Source organism: Candidatus Defluviibacterium haderslevense, assembly GCA_016712225.1.
In the GTDB taxonomy this organism is placed as follows: domain Bacteria; phylum Bacteroidota; class Bacteroidia; order Chitinophagales; family Saprospiraceae; genus Vicinibacter; species Vicinibacter haderslevensis.
The window spans coordinates 3057510-3082583 of sequence record JADJRL010000003.1; the positions used below are offsets into that span (position 1 = coordinate 3057510).

Sequence of the window (25074 nt, forward strand, 5' to 3'; positions counted from 1 at the left end):
TCGATTTTTATATTTTAAGAAAACCCAAAGGGGCTTTACCTGAATTAATGTTGTAAAAATTACTTAGATTAGGAAGTACATAGGAAATATCAGAAGGCATGACGCCCATCCACAAGGCGAGTTCACCAAAATATTGATCCACAGAAGTTGTAGGAATGACTACACCATCGTAAATATTTAAATCACTTTCCAAATCCAAGGCCGGGTAGTCACCAAAAATTCTGGAACCATTTAAATCACCACCAATGATGAATGAATTTCCGCCCCATGCATGATCAGTTCCATTACCATTGGATGTAAGCGATCTACCAAATTCTGAAATACTAAATGTCGCAACTTGTTTGGTTAAATTGAGTTCTTCCATAGCTGCATAAAATTCAACCAAACCATCATTAACAATATTAAACATGTCCACTTGGTTTTGGAGAACTTCATCGTGATGATCCCAACCATAAAAATTGACATAAAATACTTGTCGTTTGAATCCCAATTGTTCATGAACAGAAATCGTACGCGCGATCATATTTAAAGACTTAGAAAAGTCATTATCGCTAAATGTTGTTTTGATTTCAGGACCATTTTCTAATGCGCCCTGAAACAGTAGATTTCCATCCCGAGCGTTACGAACTACATCTACATAGGTTTTTTGAAAGACATCCAAATATTGATGATCCAAAAGACTATCTATTGCTTTTGTTTTCGCAATATTTACGATATCATACATATTATCTGGACGGTAACCATTGATGCCGATACTTCCCTGAGTTGGATCCAAAACATATTCTACGATTTCTTTACCTGTTTCCAGTAAATTGCTACCTGATAAGGAAATATTCATAGAAATATCTTTAGACTTATTCATATCCTGAATTAAATCTCCCATACGTCCAACCCAACCCACATTACCTCTGGATTGTGGGATACCTGTTTGCCAACTCATCCCCTGATCTGAATGGGATAATAGTCCTAATGGTAATTTCGCTTTATTATCATATATGGCGGTTTTATTGGTATGTTCCAATAGCGTACCAACATTGGAAATAAATGCTGCATTACCTTTATTGAACATACTTTGCAAACCACTTAATGATGGATGTAATCCAAATTCACGGCCAGGTGTATTTAATGTGTTTAACTTTAGTAATTCATTTTTAGGAATAGCCAGATTGGCTCTTGTTTTACTATAGGTTTTGTATTCTTCTGTGCTGGTAGGTACCAACATATTGAAGGAATCATTTCCCCCTGATAGATTAATGCACACAAGGGCTTTATAACCAGGATCCAAGGCACTATTAGATGCACACAAAGCATTGATCGCTTGTAAGTTGATAAAGGAATTATAGAATGTGGTATATCCTAAGGCAGCGCAACTCATCTGCCCTATAAATTTTCTACGCGAATTTGATTTTGGATTCATGTTCATTTTATTTAAATATGGCATAATCAGGTGAAATCATAATGAGATATAATGCAAGTCTAACTCGATCTTCACGATAATCTCCTCCGGTTAAAGTAGTCATTGAATTTTTAATAATAGATCGGGTGCGATCGCTTAAATTACCATGAGTAAATAGAACGTCCAGGCGATTAACCAAAGCTTCAGGATCTCTGGCCAATGCTTCTAATTCAGTAGTAACTAAAGTCGTGTAAGGATCATCTCTTTCCCAGGAATAAAACACGTAACTATACAAAGCCCAGTTATTGACTTGATTAATAAATCCAATACTGGTTCTTGAATTGTGTATTTGAAATTCAGGTCCAACTAAATTTTGATCTCCGATCGGGCCGTTGGGTTTATAAAAAGGAGAAAAGAAATTAAAGACTGTTGGAGACGCAAATGGAAGTTGACCTGCATTATCTAAAAATTCATAACCTGTATTCCAAAACCTACCATAGTATTGCTCAAGTTCATTCGCTGAGGCAAACTGACTGTATCGCAATATAGGCTCTCTTAACTGACCATTTTTTGGGTCACTTAACCAGTCGCAATCCCGAGCTTCTGGATCTAATAATATGGCTTTGATTACAGCTGCCATATTTCCTCGTACATTTTTTCCATCATTATTAAAAATGCGACTTACTCGTGCCACATAAGCAGGAGTAGGATTTGATTTGATTAAACGTTGAATCAATTGTTTGCAAATAAAAGGACCTACGTTTGGATGATTGAATAAATTATCAATTGCCATTTCAATATCGGCCATTCCGGATTGACGTGCAGGAGTTACTAAACCATTTAACAAATATTTTGATCCCGGCTCATGATATTCATCGAACATTCTCATAGGTTTTGTAAGATCCCCTAAATAAATATCAACACCGAATTGTGCTGTGTCTATCCATCTGTTGGTCATTATAGCCGAGAAGGAAAGACCGGTAAATATTTTTGCAAATTCTTTGATATCATTTTGGTCGTAGGTCGGAATTTGATTTCCAAGCGAATCTAATTTGTAAGTACCATCAATATTTAATTCATACAGCCCAATTGAAAACAACTGCATGATTTCACGTGCATAATTTTCATCGGGATGAATATTTTCTTCTTCATTGGATTTTGGATTGTTCAAATGACTGAGATAAGAACCCATGGCAGGATGAAGGGTAACTTCTCTAAGTAAATTTCTAAAATTTCCAAAAGAATTCCGGGTTAATACATCATAATAATTAGCCAATCCTACAGCATAACTACCAATGTCTGCATTAATAGATATAACGAATAACTCGCTCAAAGCAAAAGCCACACGCTGTCTAAGTTTATCCTGATTGGTCATATTGAGATTCCACCAGGCATATTGGAATTGATTCCAATACAGGCCAGGTTGGTTGGTTGAATCCCCTCCATTTAAATAATACCAATCCAGAACTTCCTTATATACCTTATCAAGTTCAACGGACATGTACCTTGGATTTACTTTAAACTGTTCTTCAATCCATGCATCCTTACTCATTAAAGAAGTTCGCTGAATTTCTTGAAGGTTAGCACCCAAAGTTGCCTGACACAAGAATCGACTGGCGTCAAAAAGTTCATAATTAAGACCAGATCCATTCAATGTATTTCGTGAACTGGCACTATCTTTCCAAAATAATGGGTGCCAATGATCGCTGGAAGAAACTTTAACATTTGCTGCATTATTTCCGCCAAGGATTACTTTCTGGCTATAAGATGGATTGCCAAATAATATCAGGAGAAATGAAATCCCAAATAGATATTTAACCATATGATTTCAATTTTAAAAGGTACGATGCTCAAAAATAGGAATACTTTTAACAAGTGGGATATTAATTATTACAATTAATAAAAAATCAGGGAAGACCCTGACAAAGTAGGGGTGAATTTAAATCAGTGTAAACCCTGAGATTTTTTTGTTAAAGTCTTTTCCTTATTTTAATAAAAAATGTGTTTCATTTTTATAAGAACTATTAAATGTTATGATTTAACTTCTTTCGTGCCGTCTGCGTGTAATGCGAATCTACCTGCATTTCTATCGTGAACCTGATCTCCTTTTTTCCAGGGCCAACCGCCGAATTGGGTCTTATGATAATCTTCGAAAGCTTGATTGATTTCTTCTTTGGTATTCATAACAAATGGACCGTATTGAATGACGGGTTCATTAATGGGTCTACCTTGTAAAATTAACAATCGGCCTTGTGTATTTCCATTGTGGATTATAATATCAAAATCTGAATGGACTTCAACTGCTTGATATTTTGAAATTGGTGTGCCGGAGATATTTATTTCCTGGCCTTCGTAATAGTATAGTGTTCTGTTTATTCCGGCGGATGCTTTGGGGATGGTCCATTGAGCGCCGGGTTCGAGTTTAATATTCCAAATAGCAACTTCATTATTTGGGTCAGCAGCCCATGAATTGGGTGGTGGGGTAGGTGCTTTATATTGATCCAGATGCCCAGCCATGACTTCAACTTTTATTTGTTTGCCATTTTGGTCTGTAATCATATACTTTGGAATGGTGTCGCTCCATAACATTTTGAAATGGGCATCCACCATTTTATTTTTTTTCGGAAGGTTCAACCATATTTGGAATAATTCCATGTGGTTTTCTTTGTCTTTATGGATCAATGGAAACATTTCAGAATGTTGGACCCCTTTACCTGCAGTCATCCATTGAACATCCCCATGACCATATCTTCCTGCAGCACCTAATGAATCGGCATGATCGACAATACCTTCTCGAACTACAGTGATGGTCTCAAAACCTCGATGAGGATGTTCAGGAAATCCCGGAACTGTTCTGCCATGGTACATTCTCCAACCATCCTTAATGATAAAATCATCGCCCAATGGTCTGTCATCGATAGGAGTGGCTGGGCCCATAACATCATTGCCTTTTGGAAATTTGTCTTCATGATGAACGCAAAATAAAAATGGATCTTGTGTGTCCCATTGAAATCCTAATGGTTTGATGTTTTTGATGGGATTTTTTTTGTTTTCGTTTGGATTGGGTTCATTCATATCTTTCATTGCTTTTATGATTCCAATTGCAGGTAATGTTATTAAACTGGTTAAACCGATTGCCCATTTGCTAAAAAAATGTCTTCTGTTGATATTGCTTTTCATAAATTAAATTTCTAAGTTAAAGATATTCATTTACCACATATTAAAGACAAATATATTTCTAAAAGAGTATGCGCAATTCTACTTATGTTTATGATCAATTTGTAATGAAAATTACCTTTTATTACAATAAATTAAATTGGCATTCATATTTAAGTTGTCCATTCAACATATAGTCCTGTATACTGTCGATTACTTAAGTAATTTAAAAGCATGAGACCATTGATTTTGCAACATTCCAGGTATGCACCATAAGATACACAATGGTTCAATAGCTCTTGCGGATTCTACTTTTCCAAAATCTGCTGCTTCCCAACCGAATTGATCCAGAATATATGAAACTTCTTTTTTGGCATCTTCATTATTACCACAAATAAACATAGTTGGTTTACTCTCAAAATGTGGATCTACCATAAATGCACTTCCTACACTATTAAACGCTTTTACAAAGTTAGCTGCTGGCACTTCAAGTTGTAATTCTTCCATTAGGGATTGATCCAGATTGGTATAAAATTTCAACACACCATTAGTCGGTGGAGCATCTGCAATTGGATTAGTTGCGTCTATGATAGTTTTACCTTTTAGATGGTCGTGACCCATAAGTTCCAATGCATTTTTAGATTTACTTCCTTTTACGGCAAGGACTATGATGTCGCCGAATTGAGCTGTTTCTGAAAATGAACCAATTTGTGCATTTGGTCCTGTAATGTTTTTCCAGTCTTGGAGTTTTGATGGATCGCTAGTCCCTAGCATAACTTCATAACCATATTTTATAAATCCTTTACCCAATGTTTTAGCAACAATTCCTGATCCAACAATTCCAATCTTTTTCATGTTTGATATTTTTGATATTTCAACATATTATTCTTGGTATTGTTCAATAGGTAATCAAGCATAGCAATGCATCAATTTATATCAACCATAAAGTATTTACAGGTAAATAATAACCTATTTGAATCTCATTTATTCTATACCAAACTTACTGAATACTTATTTATGCTTTAATGGCCCAGCGCAATTTTGCAGATCTCGAGCGCGGATTATTGTATATTTCCTGAGAGGATGGAAGTATCGGATCAGCTGCAATTTCAGAATAAATTCCCAAGCGAAATAAACTTTGGAATGATTTTTTAACACGACGATCTTCACCGGAATGAAAAGTGAGAATTGCGACACGCCCGCCAGTATCAAGCACTGCAGGAAGTTTCTCAAGAAATTTTTCTAGTACACCAAATTCATTATTGACTTCAATACGTAATGCTTGGAAGCACCGTTGACAAGATTTTTTAATCTGGTCTATTTTGTTATTGTTTGGAAGGAATCCAAGTGTTTCTGCAATAACTTCTTTTAGTTGATTCGTAGTTTCAATCCCTTTAGTTTTCGCCATTTTAGCAATTATACTTTTCGCAATGATGGCAGCATGAGGTTCATCTGCATTTTGGATAAGAATGTCTTCCAATTGCTGTTGTGAAATATTTTTTAATAATGCTGATGCAGGTCGTCCACTTTTTGGATTCAATCTAAGATCCATAGGTCCATCCATTTTTAAGGAGAATCCTCTTTCGGGATTATCTATTTGCATGGAAGAAACACCTAAATCGGCTAATACAAAATTCAGCGGTCCGGCTTCTGCAGCAATTTGTTCTATCTCTGAAAAATTCATTTTCTTAATAACGAGCACCTCATCACCAAAACCTAATGAAGCTAAACGTTCTTTGGTGCGGGGCAATTCAATGGGGTCTACATCAATGGCATAAAGACGGCCTCCAGGTGACAAACATTTGAGTATTTCGAGACTATGACCGCCATACCCTAAGGTGGCATCTAATCCTATCTGACCTGGTGTAATGTTTAGAAAGTTTAGAATTTCGTTTACACATATAGAGCGATGCATTCCTGCAGGCGTTCGACCTTTTTCCAAAACCTTGTCAATATCTTCTTTGTAGCGATCCGGTTGAAGTTCTTTATATTTTTCTTTAAATGATTTTGGGTGGGTGCCTTTGTATCTAATACGTCTGGGTGGTTTTGATTCATTAGGATCCATGATGTAAAAGTAATTATTAAACTGGGACCTTTTAAATATAATTTCAACGAATCTTTGATTTGCATTTATTTTCAAGCTAATTTAAGTTTTACCTGTTTTAAGTAAAGTTTATAATCTATAACATAAATCCAATGAGTGTGTTGTGCTCAAATATAAATTAACTATATACAAAAATTTTATATTACACTTGTTAGCAATCGCCAGAATTTTGGTTTTAGTTCATTTTATAACTAACAATTTGCGTTAAATCAAGCCATATTTTATACGTTCGTTTAAAAGTTCCCTGCGTTAGTTTAAAAGTACATGACAAAAACGCATAGACCTGATATCTTTGATCTTGTAGATTAAGAGATTCAATATAAGGATACAGTTATATTTTGTAATTAATTAACTTGAATAATATGCTAGCAAACAAACTGGCTTGGTGTTTTTTAAAAAATCTAAATACATGAAAACTAAAACATTATTTGTTTATTTATTTTTACCCTTTGTACTCAATTGTCAAATTATTTCAAAGGTAGAATTAAAATTTAATGGTTATTATTCATTTGTAAAGCATAATTATAAATACACTGTCAATGAATATAATACAGTATATGCCTATCAACTTCAAACCAATGGAAATTTAACAGATACAGGTTTTAGTTACAAGCCGATTTATGGGATTGTCGATCCACACAATTATTTAACCTATGAGCCTGAAATTATTTTACGCAAATTCCTATTTAATGAAAGACTAGACATCGGCTTTAAATATGGAATTAAGAGGACTAAAATAAAGCATGATTTTGCCATTAATCCTTTACGAGCCAGAATTACGGCTATTGTACCTATGAAAGTAGATCAAACTATTTATTATAGTTCATTAGGTCTTCAAATAGCTTATTATTTACCAAAAATTAAATCAAGAATAGAAATTGGTATTGAGAATAGTATGCCCCATAAAAGAATTGAAAGCAGTACTCGATCAATCACTACAGATTTTCGGTTTTATGCTTTTACTGTGGAGCCAACACGAAATTTTAAGCATGGAGGGGGTATTTTCTGTTACTTTATTAATTATAATTATTTTATTACGCCTCACTTATTTATTGGTTTTAATTATAAAATTAGTCGTGGTGGTGATGCTACAGACAAATTTAATTTACAAGAATTTATAAATCAAGAGACTAAACTTACACACGAAGGATATTATACAAATGGATTGCGATTATTAGGTTTAAATATTGGGTATAGTTTGAATTTTTGATCATTAGTACGATTTTAAAGCAATTTCATTTCATTACTTTATTTTCTTCAAAATTCCATAATCCATAACTTTTTACCCACGTTTTCCTTTAGCAACACCTGCTTCTTAAAGAATCCAAGGTCTTTCAACACTGCCTTGTGTCAATAAACAACCTTCAACTGAAGCCTCGTCAATTTTGTCCATATTTGCAGAATACCAATCTAACACAAATTCAAGACAAGAACCTCCTATTTTTTCTAAAATATTAAGCCAAGCCTCTCTAAAACAGATATAATGCATATTTATTTGAAGTTGGTAATTTGTCTCTAAATAAATTTCATGGCATTGGATAAAATGTCAATTTTTATTTTGTTAAATTCTACTGTAGGTTCAACAATGAATCTATTCATAGGAATTGATATACTTCTAAAAGTTAGATTATCTGTCTATTAGAAGAATTTATTCGAAATAAGGGCCAGTAATTCTTAACCAACTTTTGTCTAAATGTTTTAATTCTTCTTTTGGCAATTTACGTATTTCTGAATCTAGGGTTTAGTATAGTTCTATTATTCTATTTTACTAAGGAAACTAATTTTTTTCGAACTTTTAAAGAATATTTCATCACGAATTGTTCACGGGTTTTCCACGAATTATCCTCGTCTCATTCTCATATTTTATAGAACTGGGATCTCTCCATGAAAATAATATTTCCATATTCAAATTCGTTTAAGCAATGAGAGCAAAATGTTTTTGACCTTAGTCAAATAGCATTGTAAATATTTTAACATTATAATTATTAGACATGGCACACCAAATCGGCCTGATTAAAATTTCAGGTAAACTCAATGATTTAAGTTTTTTCAAAAGCAAATACGGGTATATCGTTCGAACAAAAGGTGGAGCTAGTGGGACCCGGATAAAAACGGATCCAGCCTTCGCTAGAACTCGAGAAAATAATCAAGAGTTCGCTGAACTGAATCATGCGGGTAAATGGATTCGTACTTCATTGCGAAACATTACTGCCAAAGAATCTGATGCTTTGGTGGTAAGCAGAATGGTGAAGCAACTAGCTCAGGTAATAAAATTGGATAACTCTAATCTGCGAGGAAGTAGAAAAGTAGGGGTTGGGTTATCTACTGTGGAAGGCAAAGCACATTTAAAGGGATTTAACTTTAACATTGAATCTGTATTGAGTCAAGTACTCAAATCTAATTATCATGTGGATATAGCACGTGGGGTTGTGCGCATTCCTGATTTTCTACCTCAACAGGATTTGGTTTGTCCTTCTGGTGCAACACATTGTAGCATTGAAGCTGCTTGGTCCAAAATTGATTTTATGACAGGTGCTTTTAATTCTTCAAAGAGTCTTGTGGTAACTTTAGCTTTAGATCTAACTCCTAGTGAGGTTGTGCTAAATCCAACTCAGCTGCCGACAGGAGCAGGTATTTTGTTTGTAGTTTTGAAAGTGAGTTTTCTTCAAGAAGTTAATGGGCAATTGTATCCATTGAAGAATGGAGTGATGAATGCGATTGAATTGGTGTCTATCAGCTAATATACTGGCCTTGAACAAATCTTTCTATCTGACAATATATCTAGTAGTTGATTTGGATCACGTCTGCAATCCCAAAAAAAAAATTATAAGTTTTTGGTCTTTCATGATTTCTTAAAATTTAATATACTCAAGTATAACAAAACCCCTAACATTTTCGGAATCCTGGGAATCAATAATAAAGGGGACTTTTAAATTAAATGGGCGGCGTCGCGAAAAGTTTTTAATAGTTTTTTGCTGTAAGCAGATGACTGGTTTCTTAAGTCTTAAAACTTCTTAATCCTTTTTAAGTCATTTTTTGATCTTTCAGACCAGGCAACTATTTTAGCCATCTAATATATCTTTAAATACTTGGTCGGTTGTATAAAAAAGATTATTTCTATAATCATTTCTGACCCCCTCAATGTTTAATTTTTGTTCGGAATTTAAAGTTATAATCTGCTTTGTTTCTTGAATGTCTTTTAATTGAGTATAAACTTCTTGAAGCAATTCTTCATTGTCAATATTCCCTATTCCTTTGATAGTATTATCTTCAACAGTTGGTAAGGTGTTAATATTTATGCTAATTTACAAATTAAGTTGATCAACTTTTACTAATAACAACGATCGTCGAAGTCTCTGACTTCGATTGCATATAATACCAACTAATATCTTAAATTTACTAACGGCGATGGCTCTGACTCCAATGCAAAACGATCGAAGTATGTGGTAAAAAATCTTCAATTCAATATCTGGCAGATGTTCTAATCTAAAATAGTTATGATCAAAGGCAAGAATCAATCTAAACCAATCAATTTATTTTCATTAGTTTATAAACAATAAAAATACCAGAATTTAAGCCAGCCTGTGAATTCATAAGCTTCATAGTTAGATACAAGAATGTTTAGTTTGATAAAGCTAGATGAACTAGGCTTTATTAAAGTAGACGTATTTATTAACGGCTCGCAAATATTTTTCCATTATAAAATGACATTTTGACATAAATCGAGCCATAATTTATACGCTCGTTTAAAAGTTCCCTGCGTTAGTTTAAAAGTACTTGACAAAACTGCACAAGCATGATACCTTTGATTTTTTAAAGTAATGAGTAGAAATATAAGGAAATGTTTATATTTTGTAATTCATTAACTTGAAATATAGACCAGTCAACAAACTGACTTATTATTTTTAGAATATTTAGATTTATGAAAGTACGAATATTATTTTATTTATTTTTACCTACACTACTTAGTAGTCAGGTTATCTCAAAAGTGGAATTAAAATTTAATGGTTATTATTCATTTGTAAAGCATAATTATCAATACTCTACAAACGAATATAATACTGTTTATGCTTATCAAGTTCAAACTAATGGCCTCGATACCGATACTACTCTTTCGTACAAACCAATCTTTGGTATTGTTGATCCGCATGATTATTTAGCATATGAACCAGAAATTATTATTCGTAAGTTTTTGATTAATAATAGGCTTGATATTGGCTTAAAATTTGGAATCAAGAAAACCAAAATAAAACATGATTATTCATTTAATCCATTGCAATCAAGGGTAATTACTGTTTTAGTCTTAAAAGTAGATCAAACCATTTATTATGGTGCATTAGGTTTGGAATTGGCATATTATATGCCTAAAATTAAATCAAGAATTGAAATTGGTATTGAAAACAGTATGCCACTAAAAAGAGTAGAAAGTAGTACGCGTGAAATATTTACAGATTTTGAATATTATGCCTATATTGTCGATTCAGATAGAAACTTTAAACATGGCGGAAGCATATGGTGTTATAATTTAAACTACAGTTATTATATTACACCAAATATATTTGTAGGTGTGAATTATAAATTTAGACGTGGTGGTGAAGCGACCGATAGATTTAAATTGTATGATATAAAAAATGATAGGCTGACTCATGATGGATTTTATACAAATGGATTACGATTATTAGGTTTAAATGTTGGGTATAGTTTGAATTTTTGAACATTAGGACGATATTAAAGCAATTTCATTTCAATACTTTATTTTAATTTGGATTTATTTTCTTTATAATCCCATAAACCATAACTCTGAGTCCAGGCTTTTGTTTTATAACGAACCCAAAAATGAACTGTAAGTGATAAAATAAATATTATAGCTATTATTTTTAAAAACAATTGACTTTTCCAAAAACATAAAATCAGGCTTCCCAATATAAGGTATTTAATAAGTCTAAACCAAAGAGGTTGTGCGCTTCTTGAAAAGGCGACTTCAAATTCGCGGAGGAGCGTTCGTTTAATTGACATATAAAGTTTTTAAAATACTAAATTGTAATTTCTGTTATAGCTATCTGAAAGCATGTTACAAAATTGTCTGAACTGGGATTTATGGGATGAATGGGATGTATTAGAAATTATTTTATTAGAGTAATACATATATTCTCTATTTTGGTACATATTTTTTATTAGTTAGTCTATGAAATTGAAGCTTTGAGTTGCCAAAATTAATTAATAGACCTATTTCTAAATTATATGCTTCTAGATAATTCATTGCTTGTGCAAGATGAAGATTTTCTAGTAGCGTTATTGCTTTTAATTCGACACTAATCTGTCCTTCGACAAAGAAATCTACTCTTCTAGTTCCTATTAAAACAGATTTATAATTAATATCCATTTCAAATTCACGTATAAAGTCAATATTTCTTAATCTAAATTCTTCTTCCAAAGCTCTTTGATAAATCACTTCTTGAAAGCCGCTTCCTAATATATTATGTACCTCCATAGCACAATTGATAATACTCCCAGTTAATGCTTCAAATTTCATGTTGCAAAATAAATATTTTATAATTAATGTAATTAGTTCTTTGGTAAAAATCTCAAAAATCCTCAAAATCCTAGTAATCCCAGTTCAGACAATTTTTAGAATTTACTATCATTAAAAATTGTTTGGTAATATAGTATTCAGCGTATAATTTTTTTTTCAAAATAATGTTAATCACTTTACCCTTCATTTCTTTTATCCCATTCTCGTTTTAACATTGCATATTGGTATTCACTTCCCCATTTACCTTTGAAGAAGATATTTTCAATAAAGTGGCCTTCTTGCCTGAAACCGATGCTTTTTAATAATTCGATGGATGCTATATTTTCAGTGTCTACTATTTCAACAACGCGATGAATGTCTTTAGTATCAAATAAAAATTTCAACAGATTTATTAAGGTTTCTTTGGCATAACCTTTTCGTTGTTCTAAGTGAGATATGGTAATACCAATTTCTGCTATCCTTGGATCAAGTACATCGAGTTTAATCGCACAATCTCCAACCAATTTACCAGAGTTATTATGTTCAATGCCGTATTGTACCCATTCACCTGCATTACCAAAATATTTGGATTCATTTTCCAATATAAATTCGGCTGCTTGTACTAAGGTCATGACATCAAATCCCTGATATTTTGTGACTTCAGGATTGGAACGGTAGAGATGAAAATCATCGAGATCTGATGGTTTTAGGTGACGAATCGTAAGAAGTGGTGTTTTAATATGTAAAGGTTCCATAAGGCAAAGTTACTATTTTGGGTTATTATTTGTATTGAATTGTATTAATCGAATTTTGAATATTATTTTTCAACAATCATTTAAAGTATAGTTTGCATACAATTAGCTTGCATTAACAATTTACAATAGATTCATATTTTTTTAATGTTTGTCTTTGATGTTTTCCATTTAAATGGCTTGCTTTTAATTAATTCCAATTTGAAATGAATATTAACCTATGTTTTATCAAAAATGTTGATTAATAGGTATTATTTATTAAACCCAATGATCTGTTTTGATTTAAAGTCAAAATTTTGCTAAAAGACTTTACATTTGTTAATTCCTTAGTTGAATTTATACTTATGAAATCCATATTATCTTTCATTTTTAGCTTGTTTTGTTTTTTTATTCAGGCGCAAACCATTAAACTGGACTCATCCAATTTACCCATATGTATCATAGATACCAGAGGTAAAACCATAGCCAATGAACCAAAAATATTGGCACATATGAAGATTATATACAATGGCCCCGGGAAGACCAATAGCATTAAAGATTTAAAATATAATTACAATAACTTTATTGCTATAGAAATTCGAGGTAATAGTTCTCAATCTTATCCACAAAAGCAGTACGGTATTGAATTGCGTGATAGTGTCACGGGTAATGATTTGGATACCTCCATTCTGGACATGCCCAAAGAAGAGGATTGGGTATTATATGCGCCTTATAATGATATTAGTTTGTTGCGCAATGTGATGACCTATCATTTTTGGAATGAAATGGGACATTGGGGCCCTCGCACTCGATTATGTGAATTGGTTTTGAATAATGAGTATGTGGGTGTTTATATTATGATGGAATCGATTAAGCGGGATCCCAATCGTGTGGATGTTTCCAAAATGACAACTGCAGATACCTCAGGATTGGACCTTACTGGAGGATATATTATGAAGGTAGATAAGAAAAATAATGCTTCAGATCTGAGTTTTGTTTCTAAAGTAAAGTCGACTACAAATCAAGACATCACCTGGCTTTATCATTACCCGGATTCTAAGGATATTAAGCCTGTCCAGCAGAATTATATACACAATTTTATAGATACCGTTGAATTGTTGATGGCATCTTCAAAATTTGCTGATCCTGTAAATGGATATAAGAAATATCTTGGAGTTAATACATTCATAGATTATTTTCTGATCAGTGAATTTTCGAGAAATATAGATGCTTATAAAGCGAGTAGTTATTTTTATAAAGAGAAACTAGCAGAAGATGGAAGTGAAGGTAAATTGAAAGCTGGCCCGGTATGGGATTATAATTTTGCATTCGGAAATGCTAGTTTTTGTTCTGGTGGACAAACGAATGGTTGGATGTATGATGGTTGTGTCCCGGCAACTTTACCTACGCCCATTATTTGGCGAAGATTACTCGCAGATAGTAATTATGTCAATATGGTGAAGTGCCGCTATCTTGAATTAAGAAAAACAATATGGGATACAAGCTATCTTTTCCAATATTTAAATAAATATGCTTTTGATACACTAGACGCAGCCCAAAAGAGACATTTTACAAAATGGAAAATATTGGGAACCAATCCAGGAGGATTTAATGCTTACGTGGCAAGTTCATATCCAGATGAAATGAACCGATTAAAAAATTGGATTCGAAATCGTCTAACATGGATGGATGCTAATTTGCCTGGTCGTTGTTTTCCGCCACCTGCAGTAGCGAAAATGGAAATACCGCATGACCCTGAGTGTTTTTCAGGTAATAGACCAACGATCCAAAAAAACCAACCTTTCAATACTGCCCCATTCAACTATCAGGGAATGGAAAAAATAAGTACCATACCGGCAGATATTATCCGATGGGTTTTGGTAGAATTACGAGATCCTTTAGATAGTACAAAAATGATAGACAGACGTGCGGCTTTGTTGAGATCAGATAGTGTTTTGGTAGATACTAATTTTAAGGCAGGAGTTTTTTTCCCAAAAGCAATTGGTAAGCAAAATTATTTTCTCGTAGTGCGATATGATGCTTTGGGATTTTTGATGAGCAAAGAAAAAGTAGAACTACCCAATGACAATGACTATAATCTGAATCGCTCACATCATGTTATTACGGTTAATAACAATAGTCCAATTATTTTCCAATCCAATTGGATAGGAACGGATACTTTATTTATTTGCGAAGGACAAAAACTGATACTTAATGATTCTAATTTAGTAAAATTAGGATATACTTTTGAACAACATGAAGTTTCTGCAAACGTACCGAACATCAATACATTGAATGCGCATGAAATTATTGTAAGTTTTGACCGTGCGGGATTTTATACCTTCGATTTGTATTTGAATTGTAATCAACACTCAATCATTCGAAATCAAATACATGTCCTTGTATGGTCTAATCCTAAGCCACAAATTATAGGTCCGAATGCTTTTTGCCCATACGATAGTATAGCATTGATATCTGATCCATTTAAACGGTACAAATGGAGTACAGGCGAACAAACTCAAAGTATACAAGTGAAACAATCAGGAAAGTATGAGCTTGAAGTAACAGATGAAAACGGATGTATATCAAGCACCTTTAAGGACATCAATCAGTTTTCCGAAATCAAAGGAATTCTGGAATCAATGCCAGGTTCTCAAGCATCCTTATGTAAGTTTTATTTTGTTCCTGAAGATCCATCGATAAGATATACTTATGTTTGGAGCAATGGCTCCAAAAGTGATACCCTTGAAACATCAGAGAAAATAGTCATGCTTACAATAACTGATTCCAATCAATGCAAGAAAGTCTACAGCATAACATGTAATCCTGTATTGAATTCTGATCTTATAATATCATCCATACAAATTTTACCCAATCCTAATAACGGCACTTTCCGGATTATAAGTCCAAACAGATTAAATCAATTGAAGATTTTTTCAAGTACAGGAAAGCAAGTAAATTCAGGTAAGGAATCAAGACCAAAGACATCAGAGCATGAAATTTATTTTGACAGTTTACCAACAGGAGTTTATATTGGAAAAGCTTTTAGTGAGGGCAGGGAGATTGTGTTTAAAATTGTAGTAAAATAATTTGTATTTTTCTAGAAGTGAATGGAATAAAATCTTCAATTTTCATTGGTAAATTGAATATAATATTTAAAAATCTAGAATGTAATTTAAGAGTTTAACTTTTTAATTATTTTAATGTTTAAATTTTAAGATTATATGACTTTTTTAGTACAATAAATAATTATGCATATATCTAATTTATCATTTCATTTTAAAATTTCCTTTTAATCCCTTAATTATGCACAAAGTTTGCCTATGATTTGTTTGATTTCGCCCTCTAAAGATCTGAATTACAAAGATCCTTTTCCTATTACATCCAGTGAAATTCCTAGATTGTGGGAACAGTCATGGCCGATCGTGGAGGTGTTAAAGAAAAAGAAGTCCAAGGATCTTCAAAAACTGATGGATATTTCTGTTAAATTAGCGGACGAGAATGTATCTAGAAATCAGGCATTCAATCAGACATTTGATGCTAATAATTCCAGACCCGCTCTATTTGCTTTTTCAGGTGATGTATATCGCGGAATTGATGCCTATCACATGAAATCGAACGAATTGGATTATTGTCAGGATCATGTGCGCATCTTATCCGGATTATATGGTCTGCTAAGACCCAACGATTTAATTCAAGCCTATAGATTGGAAATGGGAACCACTTTAAATGTCAAACGAAAACCCAATTTATATAAATACTGGGGCAATCAAATTACTGATTTGTTGAATGATGATATTAATGCAAATTCAGCTCCTTTTGTAGTCAACCTCGCTTCCAATGAATACTTTCATGCCATTCAACCCAAACATGTTGTCGCGCCAATAGTCAATATACACTTTAGAGAACTTAGAGCCGGTAAGCTTATTTTTGTATCATACACCGCTAAAGTTGCCCGTGGACTAATGATCAAACATTTGGCTCAAATGAAGGCTTCAACCATCAAACATGTGAAATCATTCAATCTGGATCATTATTCTTACGATGAATCCAAATCAACAGACACAGATTTATTTTTTATTCGCTAACTTCCTTTCATGAAAATCATTAAATGTTTTATACCCATTCTTCTCTCTATACTTTGGATTTATTTTTTACAAAAACCAATTATTGTTGGGGATAATGCCATTCCTCCTTTAGGAAAATTCATGTCACCTTTTACAGGATTTTGGCAGAATGTAAGGGCTACTAAAAGTATTCAAAATACAGTGTTAAACCAAATGCATAAAGAAGGAAGTATCTTATTTGATGATCGAATGGTGCCCCATATTTTTGCTCAGTCCACAGGAGATGCTTATTTTATGCAAGGGTATGTTCATGCCATGCATCGCTTATGGCAAATGGACTTTTCTACTCGTGCTGCAGAGGGAAGGATCAGCGAAATCATTGGGAGTAAGGCTCTGAATTTTGATAGGAACAAACGAAGAAAGGGTTTGGCGGAATCCGCAAAACAAAGTATAGAAGTTTGGAAAAAATTTCCAGAGGCGTATAAACTGGTAGAAGCCTATTGCGATGGGGTTAATTATTATATTCAACATTTAGATTACAAAGATCTGCCCATCGAATATAAATTGATGAATTTCGAACCCGAATTATGGACACCATATCGATCTTCCCTGTTTCATAAAAACATGGCTGAAGTTTTATGTGGACGAGATCAGGATATTGAAATGACGAATGCAAAAACTTTTTTTGGTGCTGATTTTGATTTATTATTTCCTGAATATGATCCATTCTCTGATCCAGTGATTCCCAAAGGAACGAAATGGGATTTTAATGTAGACTCATTGATAAATCAGGTAGAGAATTCGAATCAAGACTTAGGTTTTATTCCCATTCAAAGGACCATTCAGGATCCAGGCCTTGGATCCAATAATTGGGCAGTGGGTCCTTCTAAATCTGTTAGCGGAAATCCTATATTGTGTAATGATCCACACCTGAATTTAAGTCTTCCAAGTATTTGGTATGAACAACAAATTGTCACACCTGATCGCAATGTTTATGGGGTTACTTTTCCAGGTATTCCGGGTGTAATTATTGGATTCAATAAAGATATAGCATGGGGAATTACCAATGGTGGCTGGGATGTTATGGATTGGTATCAAATTAAATGGAAAGATGAATCCATGACATCGTATTTTTATAACAATGAATGGAAGAATACTGAATATCGCATCGAACGAATAAAAGTCAAAGGACAACAAGATGTATTAGATACTGTGCCTTTGACGGTTTGGGGTCCTGTCGTTTACAATCAGATTTCGCATGCTAAATATGGTTTGGCCATGCACTGGATTATCCAGGACCCTTCAGCCTATTGCGAAATGGATGTTTTTGATTTATTGAATCAGGGAAAAAATGTAGGTGATTATAGAAATGCCATTCAAAAATTTCCTTATCCAGCTCAAAATTTCGCTTTTATTAGCAAGACTGGAGATATTGCATTAACCGTTCAAGGTAAGATGCCTATTAAAGTAAATCAACAGGGTCGATTCGTTATGGATGGCACAAAAAAAGAAAATGCATGGCATGGTTTTGTTCCACTTTCATCTACACCTCATACGATAAATCCTATTCGGGGATTTGTTTCTTCAGCGAATCAAAAATCAACAGATCGTGGTTTTCCGGTGTATTACAATGATGGTGATTTTAGAGATTATAGAGGAACCATGATCAATCGGTATCTCAGTGAAAAAAAATTATGGAATGTGGATGATATGAAAGCTTTACAATATAATGCATATAGTTTAAGAGCGGAAACAGCCTTGCCATCATTATTGAAATATTTGGATACCACCCCTATGAATATTGTGAATCAACAAGTGTATCATGAATTGAAATCATGGAATTACATGTATGATTCAAACGCTGTCGCTCCAGTTTATTTTGATCTATGGATGGATATATTTCATCGTTTGGTATGGGATGAAATAAGTCAGGATACTTTAAAGAAATACACAGCAATGCCTTCAGATCAAACGACCATAAGGCTGATGAAGGAACAAGTGAATTTAAAATATTTTGATATCTTATCAAGTCCCGGAAAGGAAAGTTTATCAGATGTAGTAAGGATATCCTATGATAGTTTATTAAATCAGTTACAAGATAAATTATTGTTAACTAAAAAATGGGCTGATTACAAACATGCGTCCATAGATCATATGGCCAGAATTCCTGCATTTGGAATTCCGTTTGTTTCGACTTCAGGATCCAAAGATATTATTAATGCACATGCCAGAACATTTGGTCCTTCATGGCGTATGATCGTTGAGTTGACAAAAGATGGACCTCATGCCTATGGTATTTATCCAGGTGGCCAGGATGGACGTCCAGGCAGTCCCTATTATCGAAGCATGGTGTCGGATTGGAGTCAGGGAAAATATAATTCGTTGAATTATGCTAACACGATTCATGATCTCACGCCACTTATTACTTATGAATTTAAAAAATAGATGATGAAGCATTCATTGAATTTAATTGTTTTTGTTATGCTATTGCTCCTTGCTGGATTTTATCTTCCCTTTTATTGGATGTTAATCTTATCTGGAGTAGCTGCATTTTTTATGAAGATTTCTTTAATTAGGGCATTTGCTTTTGGTTTTATTGCAGGTAATATGGTTTGGTTGGGAGTATCCTATTTTTATCATTGGACAAGTTTTTCACCATTGACTGGGATGATAGGAGAAATATTTCAAGGGTTGAGTGTGAGTTCACTATTTTATATTACTGGTTTGATAGGTGGTGTAACAGCAGGACTTGGAGCCTGGAGTGGAGCAGCAATCAGACATTTAATTTGGCCATATAACATTAAGCATGAAATGTAGTTATCTTGGGATTTTATTATTGTTAATTATTAAACTCAATGCCCAGGATGCATTTGTTGCTTATGGAATGTATCCTAAAAAATCCGGTGATGTTAGACTATTTGCGAATTATTACAGATCTAATGTTGATTTTTTTGCTTCTAGTTCCACTGAATTTTTAAGTTATTATCCATCCATAATATATGGCTTGAATAATCAAGTTAATGTTGGTCTAAGGCTTAAGTATAGACAGGTTCGTTTTGTGGAGCATTTTGAATTTCAAATTCCGGATCTTGAAAATAATACATACTATAGGAATAGGTTTACAGCATGTGAATTCATTTTACGGAATTCCCTAGGTGCAAAATTTAAGCATTTTAGTTTAAATCATAGTTTAAGTTTGCCACTCGGTAGGGATTTATCTGGACAGAATGGTAAAGATTATATAGATTGGAATGGAATAGGATGGACTTCTGAAATCTATTATTCGAACTACTACAAAAGACTACAAATTTTTTCAAGTTTAGGAATTCAATTTGAAAATATTGAACGAGGCGTATTCCGCAAAAATCAATCCTCTTATTTAGTCATTGGAATACCCGTAAGTTTTTTACCTGGAATAAAAATTAATGAAAAACATTTTGTCTATTTGTTAAGCCAAGCAACGATAATAAGATGGTCAATTTCTAAAAATTATTATAATAATCAAGTGCATCGTAGCACTTTTGCAGATGCCTATTATCAAATTGGAATCGGTTACAAGTGGTTTATCTTACCACAGTTTGAAATAGAACCCATAGCAACATTGTTTTTTGACAATCCGGATAATTTTACGAAAGCATATACCCTTAATTTAGGTCTTCGGTATTATTTGAATAAATAGTGGTTTGGTAACTTGGCTTTAGCCAACAAAACAAAGATACAAACCATTGCCTAAAGGTCCAAGTCACAAAATATCTGACATGTTTGCTTTATGGAATTTGTCTCATTTCGAACGAGATCCTCGATTGAAGCATTACAATTTTAATTTTTTTTAATACACAACTACTTATGCAAATTAAATAAGTGAAATAAAAATCATTTTGGTTATTTGACATTCATATAAAAGATTAATTACAAGTTTAATTTAACAACTTTTGTTCTTTTTTCATGAAAAAAAAGAACCAAAAATTCTAGGCTGTAAGATCTAAGCCTAAAATGATTTCATGAAACCTAAATTCAAAAAACTCGCCATTTCCCTTGTTACTTTTGCTTGGCCCAACACTTGCTCACTTCGCTTTCCTGTTCTTTTTTTTTAACATTCTGTTGAGCTCATACAGTTTTGAATTTTTAACGGTTTCATTACATCATTTTTTAACGGCTTATCTCTTAAGGCCGTTCCAAATTTCTGTTACTACAAAATATAATCAGTTTTCCTATAATTTAATTTTTCAATAAGTACAGGAAGCTTTACTTAATTGAATATTTATTAGTGAGTCATCGCACATCTAATGTTTAATGGATTGAATATGGATATAATTCATTTATGTCATATCCCAAAAAAGTCCTACATTTGCGCCCTCATTAAATATACCTTTCATGCTTTCAGTAGATAATGTATCACTCCGTTACGGAAAAAAAATTTTATTCGAAGATGTAAATATAAAATTTACACCAGGGAATTGTTACGGAATTATAGGTGCCAATGGAGCCGGAAAAACGACTTTTATTAAAATTTTATCCGGAGAACTGGATTCACAAACCGGGCATGTATCCTTAGGTCCTGGAGAACGTTTGGCGGTTTTGAATCAGAATCAATCAGCTTTTGATGATTACCAAGCACTGACAACAGTCATCATGGGTCATAAAAAATTATATGAATTAATTCAGGAAAAGGACGCCATATATGCTAAAGAAAATTTTTCTGATGCTGATGGGATTCGAGCATCAGAACTGGAAAGTGAATTTGCTGAAATGAATGGTTGGAATGCTGAATATGAAGCAGCTGAATTGTTGAGTGGTATGGGTGTGACAGAAGATAAACATTATGTTTATATGAAAGATTTGGAAAGTAATGATAAAGTTCGTGTATTATTAGCACAGGCTTTATTCGGAAATCCAGATATTCTACTCCTTGATGAGCCTACTAACAATTTAAGTATTGATGCAGTGATGTGGCTTGAACAATTTTTAGCCAATTTTAAAAATACGGTTATTGTAGTATCACATGATAGGCACTTTTTAGATCAAGTGTGTACTCATGTTGCAGACATTGATTTTAATAAAATAAGATTGTTTGCAGGAAACTATTCTTTCTGGTATCAGACCAGTCAATTAGCTTCCAGGCAGAGATCAGATAGCAATAAAAAGATTGAAGAAAAGCGTAAAGAACTCATGGAATTTATTGCACGATTTAGTGCTAATGCTTCCAAATCCAAACAAGCTACTTCAAGACAAAAACATCTCGAAAAATTAACCATAGATGATATCCAACCATCTACAAGGAGGTATCCGGGTATTATGTTTAAACAAGATCGTGAAGCAGGAGACCAAATTTTAAAGATAGAACAATTGTCCTATGTTAAAGAGGGTATCACCTGGTTTAAAGATGTGAGTTTCTCTGTAAATAAAGGTGATAAAATAGCATTGATCTCTAAAGACCCTATGAGCATTACTGTTTTTTTTGAAATGCTCTTCGGACATATCCCACCATCAACAGGTGAAGTTCAATGGGGAATTACGATCACTTCATCCTATTTTCCAAAAGACAATAGCGCCTTTTTTGACAATGAAGATAATCTTGTAGATTGGTTAAGACAGTATTCCACAGAAAAAGACGAAAATTATATTCGAGGATTCTTGGGACGAATGTTGTTTTCTGGAGATGATGTTTTTAAAAAATGTAAGGTACTTTCTGGAGGCGAGAAAGTTCGCTGTATGTTATCTAGAATGATGTTGACCAATGCAAATTTTTTAGTATTAGATGATCCTACCAATCACCTGGATATGGAATCTATTACTGCATTAAATAATGGTCTCATTGATTTCAAAGGGATGATGATGTTTTACTCTCACGATTACGAATTTAATAATACTACTGCGAATCGCATTATTGAATTAACACCAAAGGGTATTTTAGATAAGAATATGAGCTATGAAGAATATCTAGCAGATTCAAGGGTTAAGGAGCAGTTGAAGGAGTTGTACGGGTAGTTGGGAGGTAATCGGTTTGAATGGTGATCGGTTGGAGTGGTAATTGTGTAATCAGTCTGAAAAGGTAATCGGTTTGAATGGTAATCGGTTTGGGGGGTAATCGGGTAATCGGTCTGAATGGTAATCGGGTGATCGGTTTGAGAGGTAATCGCGTAATCGGTTGGAATGGTAATCTGTTGGGATTATAAAGAGAATTCAAGCAAAAAAAACATCAGTTGCCCATCAACAGATCAAAAATAGGATAGTTAATTTATGAATTTCCATTGAAGTATGATTCTTGCAAAAAAATCATATTCGGGATATCCAAAAATATAATTGGGTCGATTTTTTTCCCAAAAGGAATCGATGTGTTCGAAATTTATTTTCGCAGTAAATTCATCTACTCGTAATGTCAGAAATGCATTAATTGTAGGAACTAGGGTTTCGTTATAGCTTCCTATAGGATAGAATTGATCTGTGTAGGATTGATATTTGAATTGGGTGCTTGGCGCATTAATTAGAGCTGCAACACCAAAACGAGCATCTAATGATTTTTTAAAGATAAAACCATTTATGGAAAGATCATGATAGGATTGCCATGCTGACCATCCAGTAACATTAGGTGTTATGCTGTGAACATCTACTTTATGTAGTGTGCTGAAATGTTTTACATTGAATTGTTTGCTTGCTGCTAAATGAATATATCTGAGTGCATCATTGTATTGCACCGGTCTGGCTTGTGAATTAAAAAAAATCAGATGTTTTATGTTACTGATATTAAAATCAAGGTTAGGAATCAAGAATATATTGGATAACCATTTAAAGTCAAAGGATTGAATCGATACATTGTTAAACTGATTATCCCATTGCAAAAATCCCTGCAAATAAAATTTTTGAAAAACTAAGGAAGGAATTTGTGAAGATTGATTGAATCGCATTACAAATTGACCTAAAGATGTAAAGGGTTTTACCAATTCCAAAGATATTCCCGTTTCATTTTTGTTCTGTTGCTTTTTATTTTTATATTCAACATTAAAGTGGTAGCCATACCATTTTAAATGGCCTTCTAACCCAAGATGATGTATCGGAATTTCTGTGATGCTGGAATCAAATGAAACGTGATTTGTTTCATATCCATAGGATAGACTGAAGTAGTTGTTTAGTGTAAGTTTTAACTTTGAATCCCATGAATATTGATGATATATTCTATGGATAGATCCTGTATCCAGAATTAAAGCGTAGGGATAATAATTTCCCGAACTGGAAATGTTCCCATCCGCAAAAAGATGTTCATAACTATGATAGGCTGAAGATAAGTGTATCGTAGGTTTAAACAAAGGAGTGGTGTGATTAAATGTATAATAACTGTGAAAACCATATTGACTATTCTTAATACTTGTAGAAGCAGTGGTGGAATAACTTGGAACGGATTCTCGTATACCGTAATCTACTAGAATAAGTTTCGGAATGATACTGTCGATGATCCCATGATTATGTCCAATCAAATCGCGATTATTGACATAACAAATGTTGAATCCAAATCGTTGGTCATGGCTGTAATACTGAATACCGGTTCCAAAGGAACTCAGCAAGTTTTTACTGTTTTGATAAATGCCGAGTTGGTTAATTCGATTATATATTAACGTCCAATGAATATTGTTCCTGTAGGATCCTGTAAATAATGCATCTGCTGTTAGATTATTTACCAATCCCGATTGTGATTTTCCAAAAGCTTTTCCTTCTGATACACTTACTTCAGAATATAATTTGTTGCTATGATAAATGGGAAAATGGTCAATGTCCTTGTGAAAAAATGAAGTACCTCCAAAACCGTGATTTAGATGTTCGTTTACCTTGAATATTGCTCTATTGAACAAGATTGGTGAGCCATAATTATTTAAAGTAATTTGACCAAATGGATCATACCGCGGAATTAAATATTCAATGGATCGTATTGGTGAAATATCATTAGTATGACCCGAATAGGTCACTGACATCATTAATGGAATTTTAGCAATTGAATCTTCCCGTAATTTAATACTATCTCTAATTCGATCCTGGGCAGTCAATTGGAAACTGTAGCCAAGTAACAGAATGGATATTGCTATGAAATTAATTGTTGATTTTTTGCGAATGATCAT

Annotated in this window: 20 protein-coding genes; 9 read left to right on the top strand and 11 right to left on the bottom strand. The window is 33.3% G+C overall.

The window, feature by feature from the left end; genetic code table 11:
- Positions 1–7: 7 nt before the first annotated feature.
- From IPK88_11885 to rsmH, 5 genes are all read right to left on the bottom strand, one after another.
- Positions 8–1423 carry a DUF1501 domain-containing protein gene (locus IPK88_11885; protein ID MBK8244117.1) on the bottom strand — a complete coding sequence of 472 codons (1416 nt, stop codon included), beginning with the start codon at positions 1421–1423 and terminating at the stop codon, positions 8–10.
- 1 nt (position 1424) lies between these two features.
- On the bottom strand, positions 1425–3218 hold the full coding sequence (locus IPK88_11890; GenBank protein ID MBK8244118.1) for a DUF1800 domain-containing protein: 1794 nt from the start codon (positions 3216–3218) through the stop codon (positions 1425–1427).
- A gap of 209 nt (positions 3219–3427) precedes the next feature.
- Positions 3428–4471 (bottom strand): pirin family protein, encoded by a 1044-nt coding sequence (locus IPK88_11895; GenBank protein ID MBK8244119.1) that lies wholly within the window; start codon positions 4469–4471, stop codon positions 3428–3430.
- 294 nt (positions 4472–4765) lie between these two features.
- On the bottom strand, positions 4766–5407 hold the full coding sequence (locus IPK88_11900) for an NAD(P)-binding domain-containing protein (GenBank protein ID MBK8244120.1): 642 nt from the start codon (positions 5405–5407) through the stop codon (positions 4766–4768).
- A 160-nt stretch (positions 5408–5567) separates the two neighbouring features.
- Entirely contained in the window at positions 5568–6617 is a 1050-nt protein-coding gene (gene rsmH, locus IPK88_11905) for a 16S rRNA (cytosine(1402)-N(4))-methyltransferase RsmH (GenBank protein MBK8244121.1), read from the bottom strand.
- 448 nt (positions 6618–7065) lie between these two features.
- Here rsmH and IPK88_11910 point away from each other — a divergent pair, with 448 nt between their 5' ends.
- Positions 7066–7866 carry a hypothetical protein gene (locus IPK88_11910; protein MBK8244122.1) on the top strand — a complete coding sequence of 267 codons (801 nt, stop codon included), beginning with the start codon at positions 7066–7068 and terminating at the stop codon, positions 7864–7866.
- Between the two features lie 105 nt (positions 7867–7971).
- Here the strand turns inward: IPK88_11910 and IPK88_11915 are convergent, their stop codons facing one another.
- On the bottom strand, positions 7972–8145 hold the full coding sequence (locus IPK88_11915) for a hypothetical protein (GenBank protein MBK8244123.1): 174 nt from the start codon (positions 8143–8145) through the stop codon (positions 7972–7974).
- Positions 8146–8647: 502 nt separating this feature from the next.
- Here IPK88_11915 and IPK88_11920 point away from each other — a divergent pair.
- Together IPK88_11920 and IPK88_11925 are read left to right on the top strand one after the other, a co-directional pair.
- A complete protein-coding gene (locus IPK88_11920) occupies positions 8648–9397 on the top strand; it encodes a hypothetical protein (GenBank protein ID MBK8244124.1) in 750 nt (249 codons plus the stop codon).
- 1181 nt (positions 9398–10578) lie between these two features.
- Positions 10579–11370, top strand: coding sequence for a hypothetical protein (locus IPK88_11925; protein MBK8244125.1), 792 nt, complete (start codon positions 10579–10581; stop codon positions 11368–11370).
- Positions 11371–11408: 38 nt separating this feature from the next.
- Here IPK88_11925 and IPK88_11930 read toward each other — a convergent pair whose 3' ends face one another.
- The 3 genes from IPK88_11930 to IPK88_11940 all read right to left on the bottom strand — a co-directional run bounded on the left by IPK88_11930 (position 11409) and on the right by IPK88_11940 (position 12923).
- Positions 11409–11672, bottom strand: coding sequence for a hypothetical protein (locus IPK88_11930; GenBank protein ID MBK8244126.1), 264 nt, complete (start codon positions 11670–11672; stop codon positions 11409–11411).
- A 136-nt stretch (positions 11673–11808) separates the two neighbouring features.
- On the bottom strand, positions 11809–12189 hold the full coding sequence (locus IPK88_11935) for a GxxExxY protein (GenBank protein ID MBK8244127.1): 381 nt from the start codon (positions 12187–12189) through the stop codon (positions 11809–11811).
- 176 nt (positions 12190–12365) lie between these two features.
- Entirely contained in the window at positions 12366–12923 is a 558-nt protein-coding gene (locus IPK88_11940; GenBank protein ID MBK8244128.1) for a GNAT family N-acetyltransferase, read from the bottom strand.
- A gap of 341 nt (positions 12924–13264) precedes the next feature.
- Between IPK88_11940 and IPK88_11945 the strand changes: the two genes are divergently transcribed.
- The 6 genes from IPK88_11945 (at position 13265) to IPK88_11970 (ending at position 22954) form a co-directional block, all read left to right on the top strand.
- Positions 13265–15988 carry a CotH kinase family protein gene (locus IPK88_11945; GenBank protein ID MBK8244129.1) on the top strand — a complete coding sequence of 908 codons (2724 nt, stop codon included), beginning with the start codon at positions 13265–13267 and terminating at the stop codon, positions 15986–15988.
- Between the two features lie 234 nt (positions 15989–16222).
- Positions 16223–16987, top strand: coding sequence for a peroxide stress protein YaaA (gene yaaA, locus IPK88_11950; GenBank protein MBK8244130.1), 765 nt, complete (start codon positions 16223–16225; stop codon positions 16985–16987).
- 9 nt (positions 16988–16996) lie between these two features.
- Positions 16997–19411, top strand: coding sequence for a penicillin acylase family protein (locus IPK88_11955; GenBank protein ID MBK8244131.1), 2415 nt, complete (start codon positions 16997–16999; stop codon positions 19409–19411).
- Positions 19412–19447: 36 nt separating this feature from the next.
- Entirely contained in the window at positions 19448–19783 is a 336-nt protein-coding gene (locus IPK88_11960) for a hypothetical protein (protein MBK8244132.1), read from the top strand.
- Complete coding sequence (locus IPK88_11965; GenBank protein ID MBK8244133.1) at positions 19773–20645, top strand: hypothetical protein; 873 nt, start codon at positions 19773–19775, stop codon at positions 20643–20645. Before IPK88_11960 ends, IPK88_11965 begins: the two co-directional genes overlap by 11 nt.
- Positions 20646–21340: 695 nt before the next feature.
- Positions 21341–22954 (top strand): ATP-binding cassette domain-containing protein, encoded by a 1614-nt coding sequence (locus IPK88_11970; protein ID MBK8244134.1) that lies wholly within the window; start codon positions 21341–21343, stop codon positions 22952–22954.
- Here IPK88_11970 and IPK88_11975 read toward each other — a convergent pair.
- Both IPK88_11975 and IPK88_11980 read right to left on the bottom strand, forming a co-directional pair.
- The gene (locus tag IPK88_11975) at positions 22923–23153 is read right to left on the bottom strand and encodes a hypothetical protein (GenBank protein ID MBK8244135.1); all 231 of its coding nucleotides are present in this window, start codon (positions 23151–23153) and stop codon (positions 22923–22925) included. The two genes, IPK88_11970 and IPK88_11975, sit on opposite strands and share 32 nt — an antisense overlap.
- A gap of 46 nt (positions 23154–23199) precedes the next feature.
- On the bottom strand, positions 23200–25074 hold the full coding sequence (locus IPK88_11980) for a hypothetical protein (protein ID MBK8244136.1): 1875 nt from the start codon (positions 25072–25074) through the stop codon (positions 23200–23202).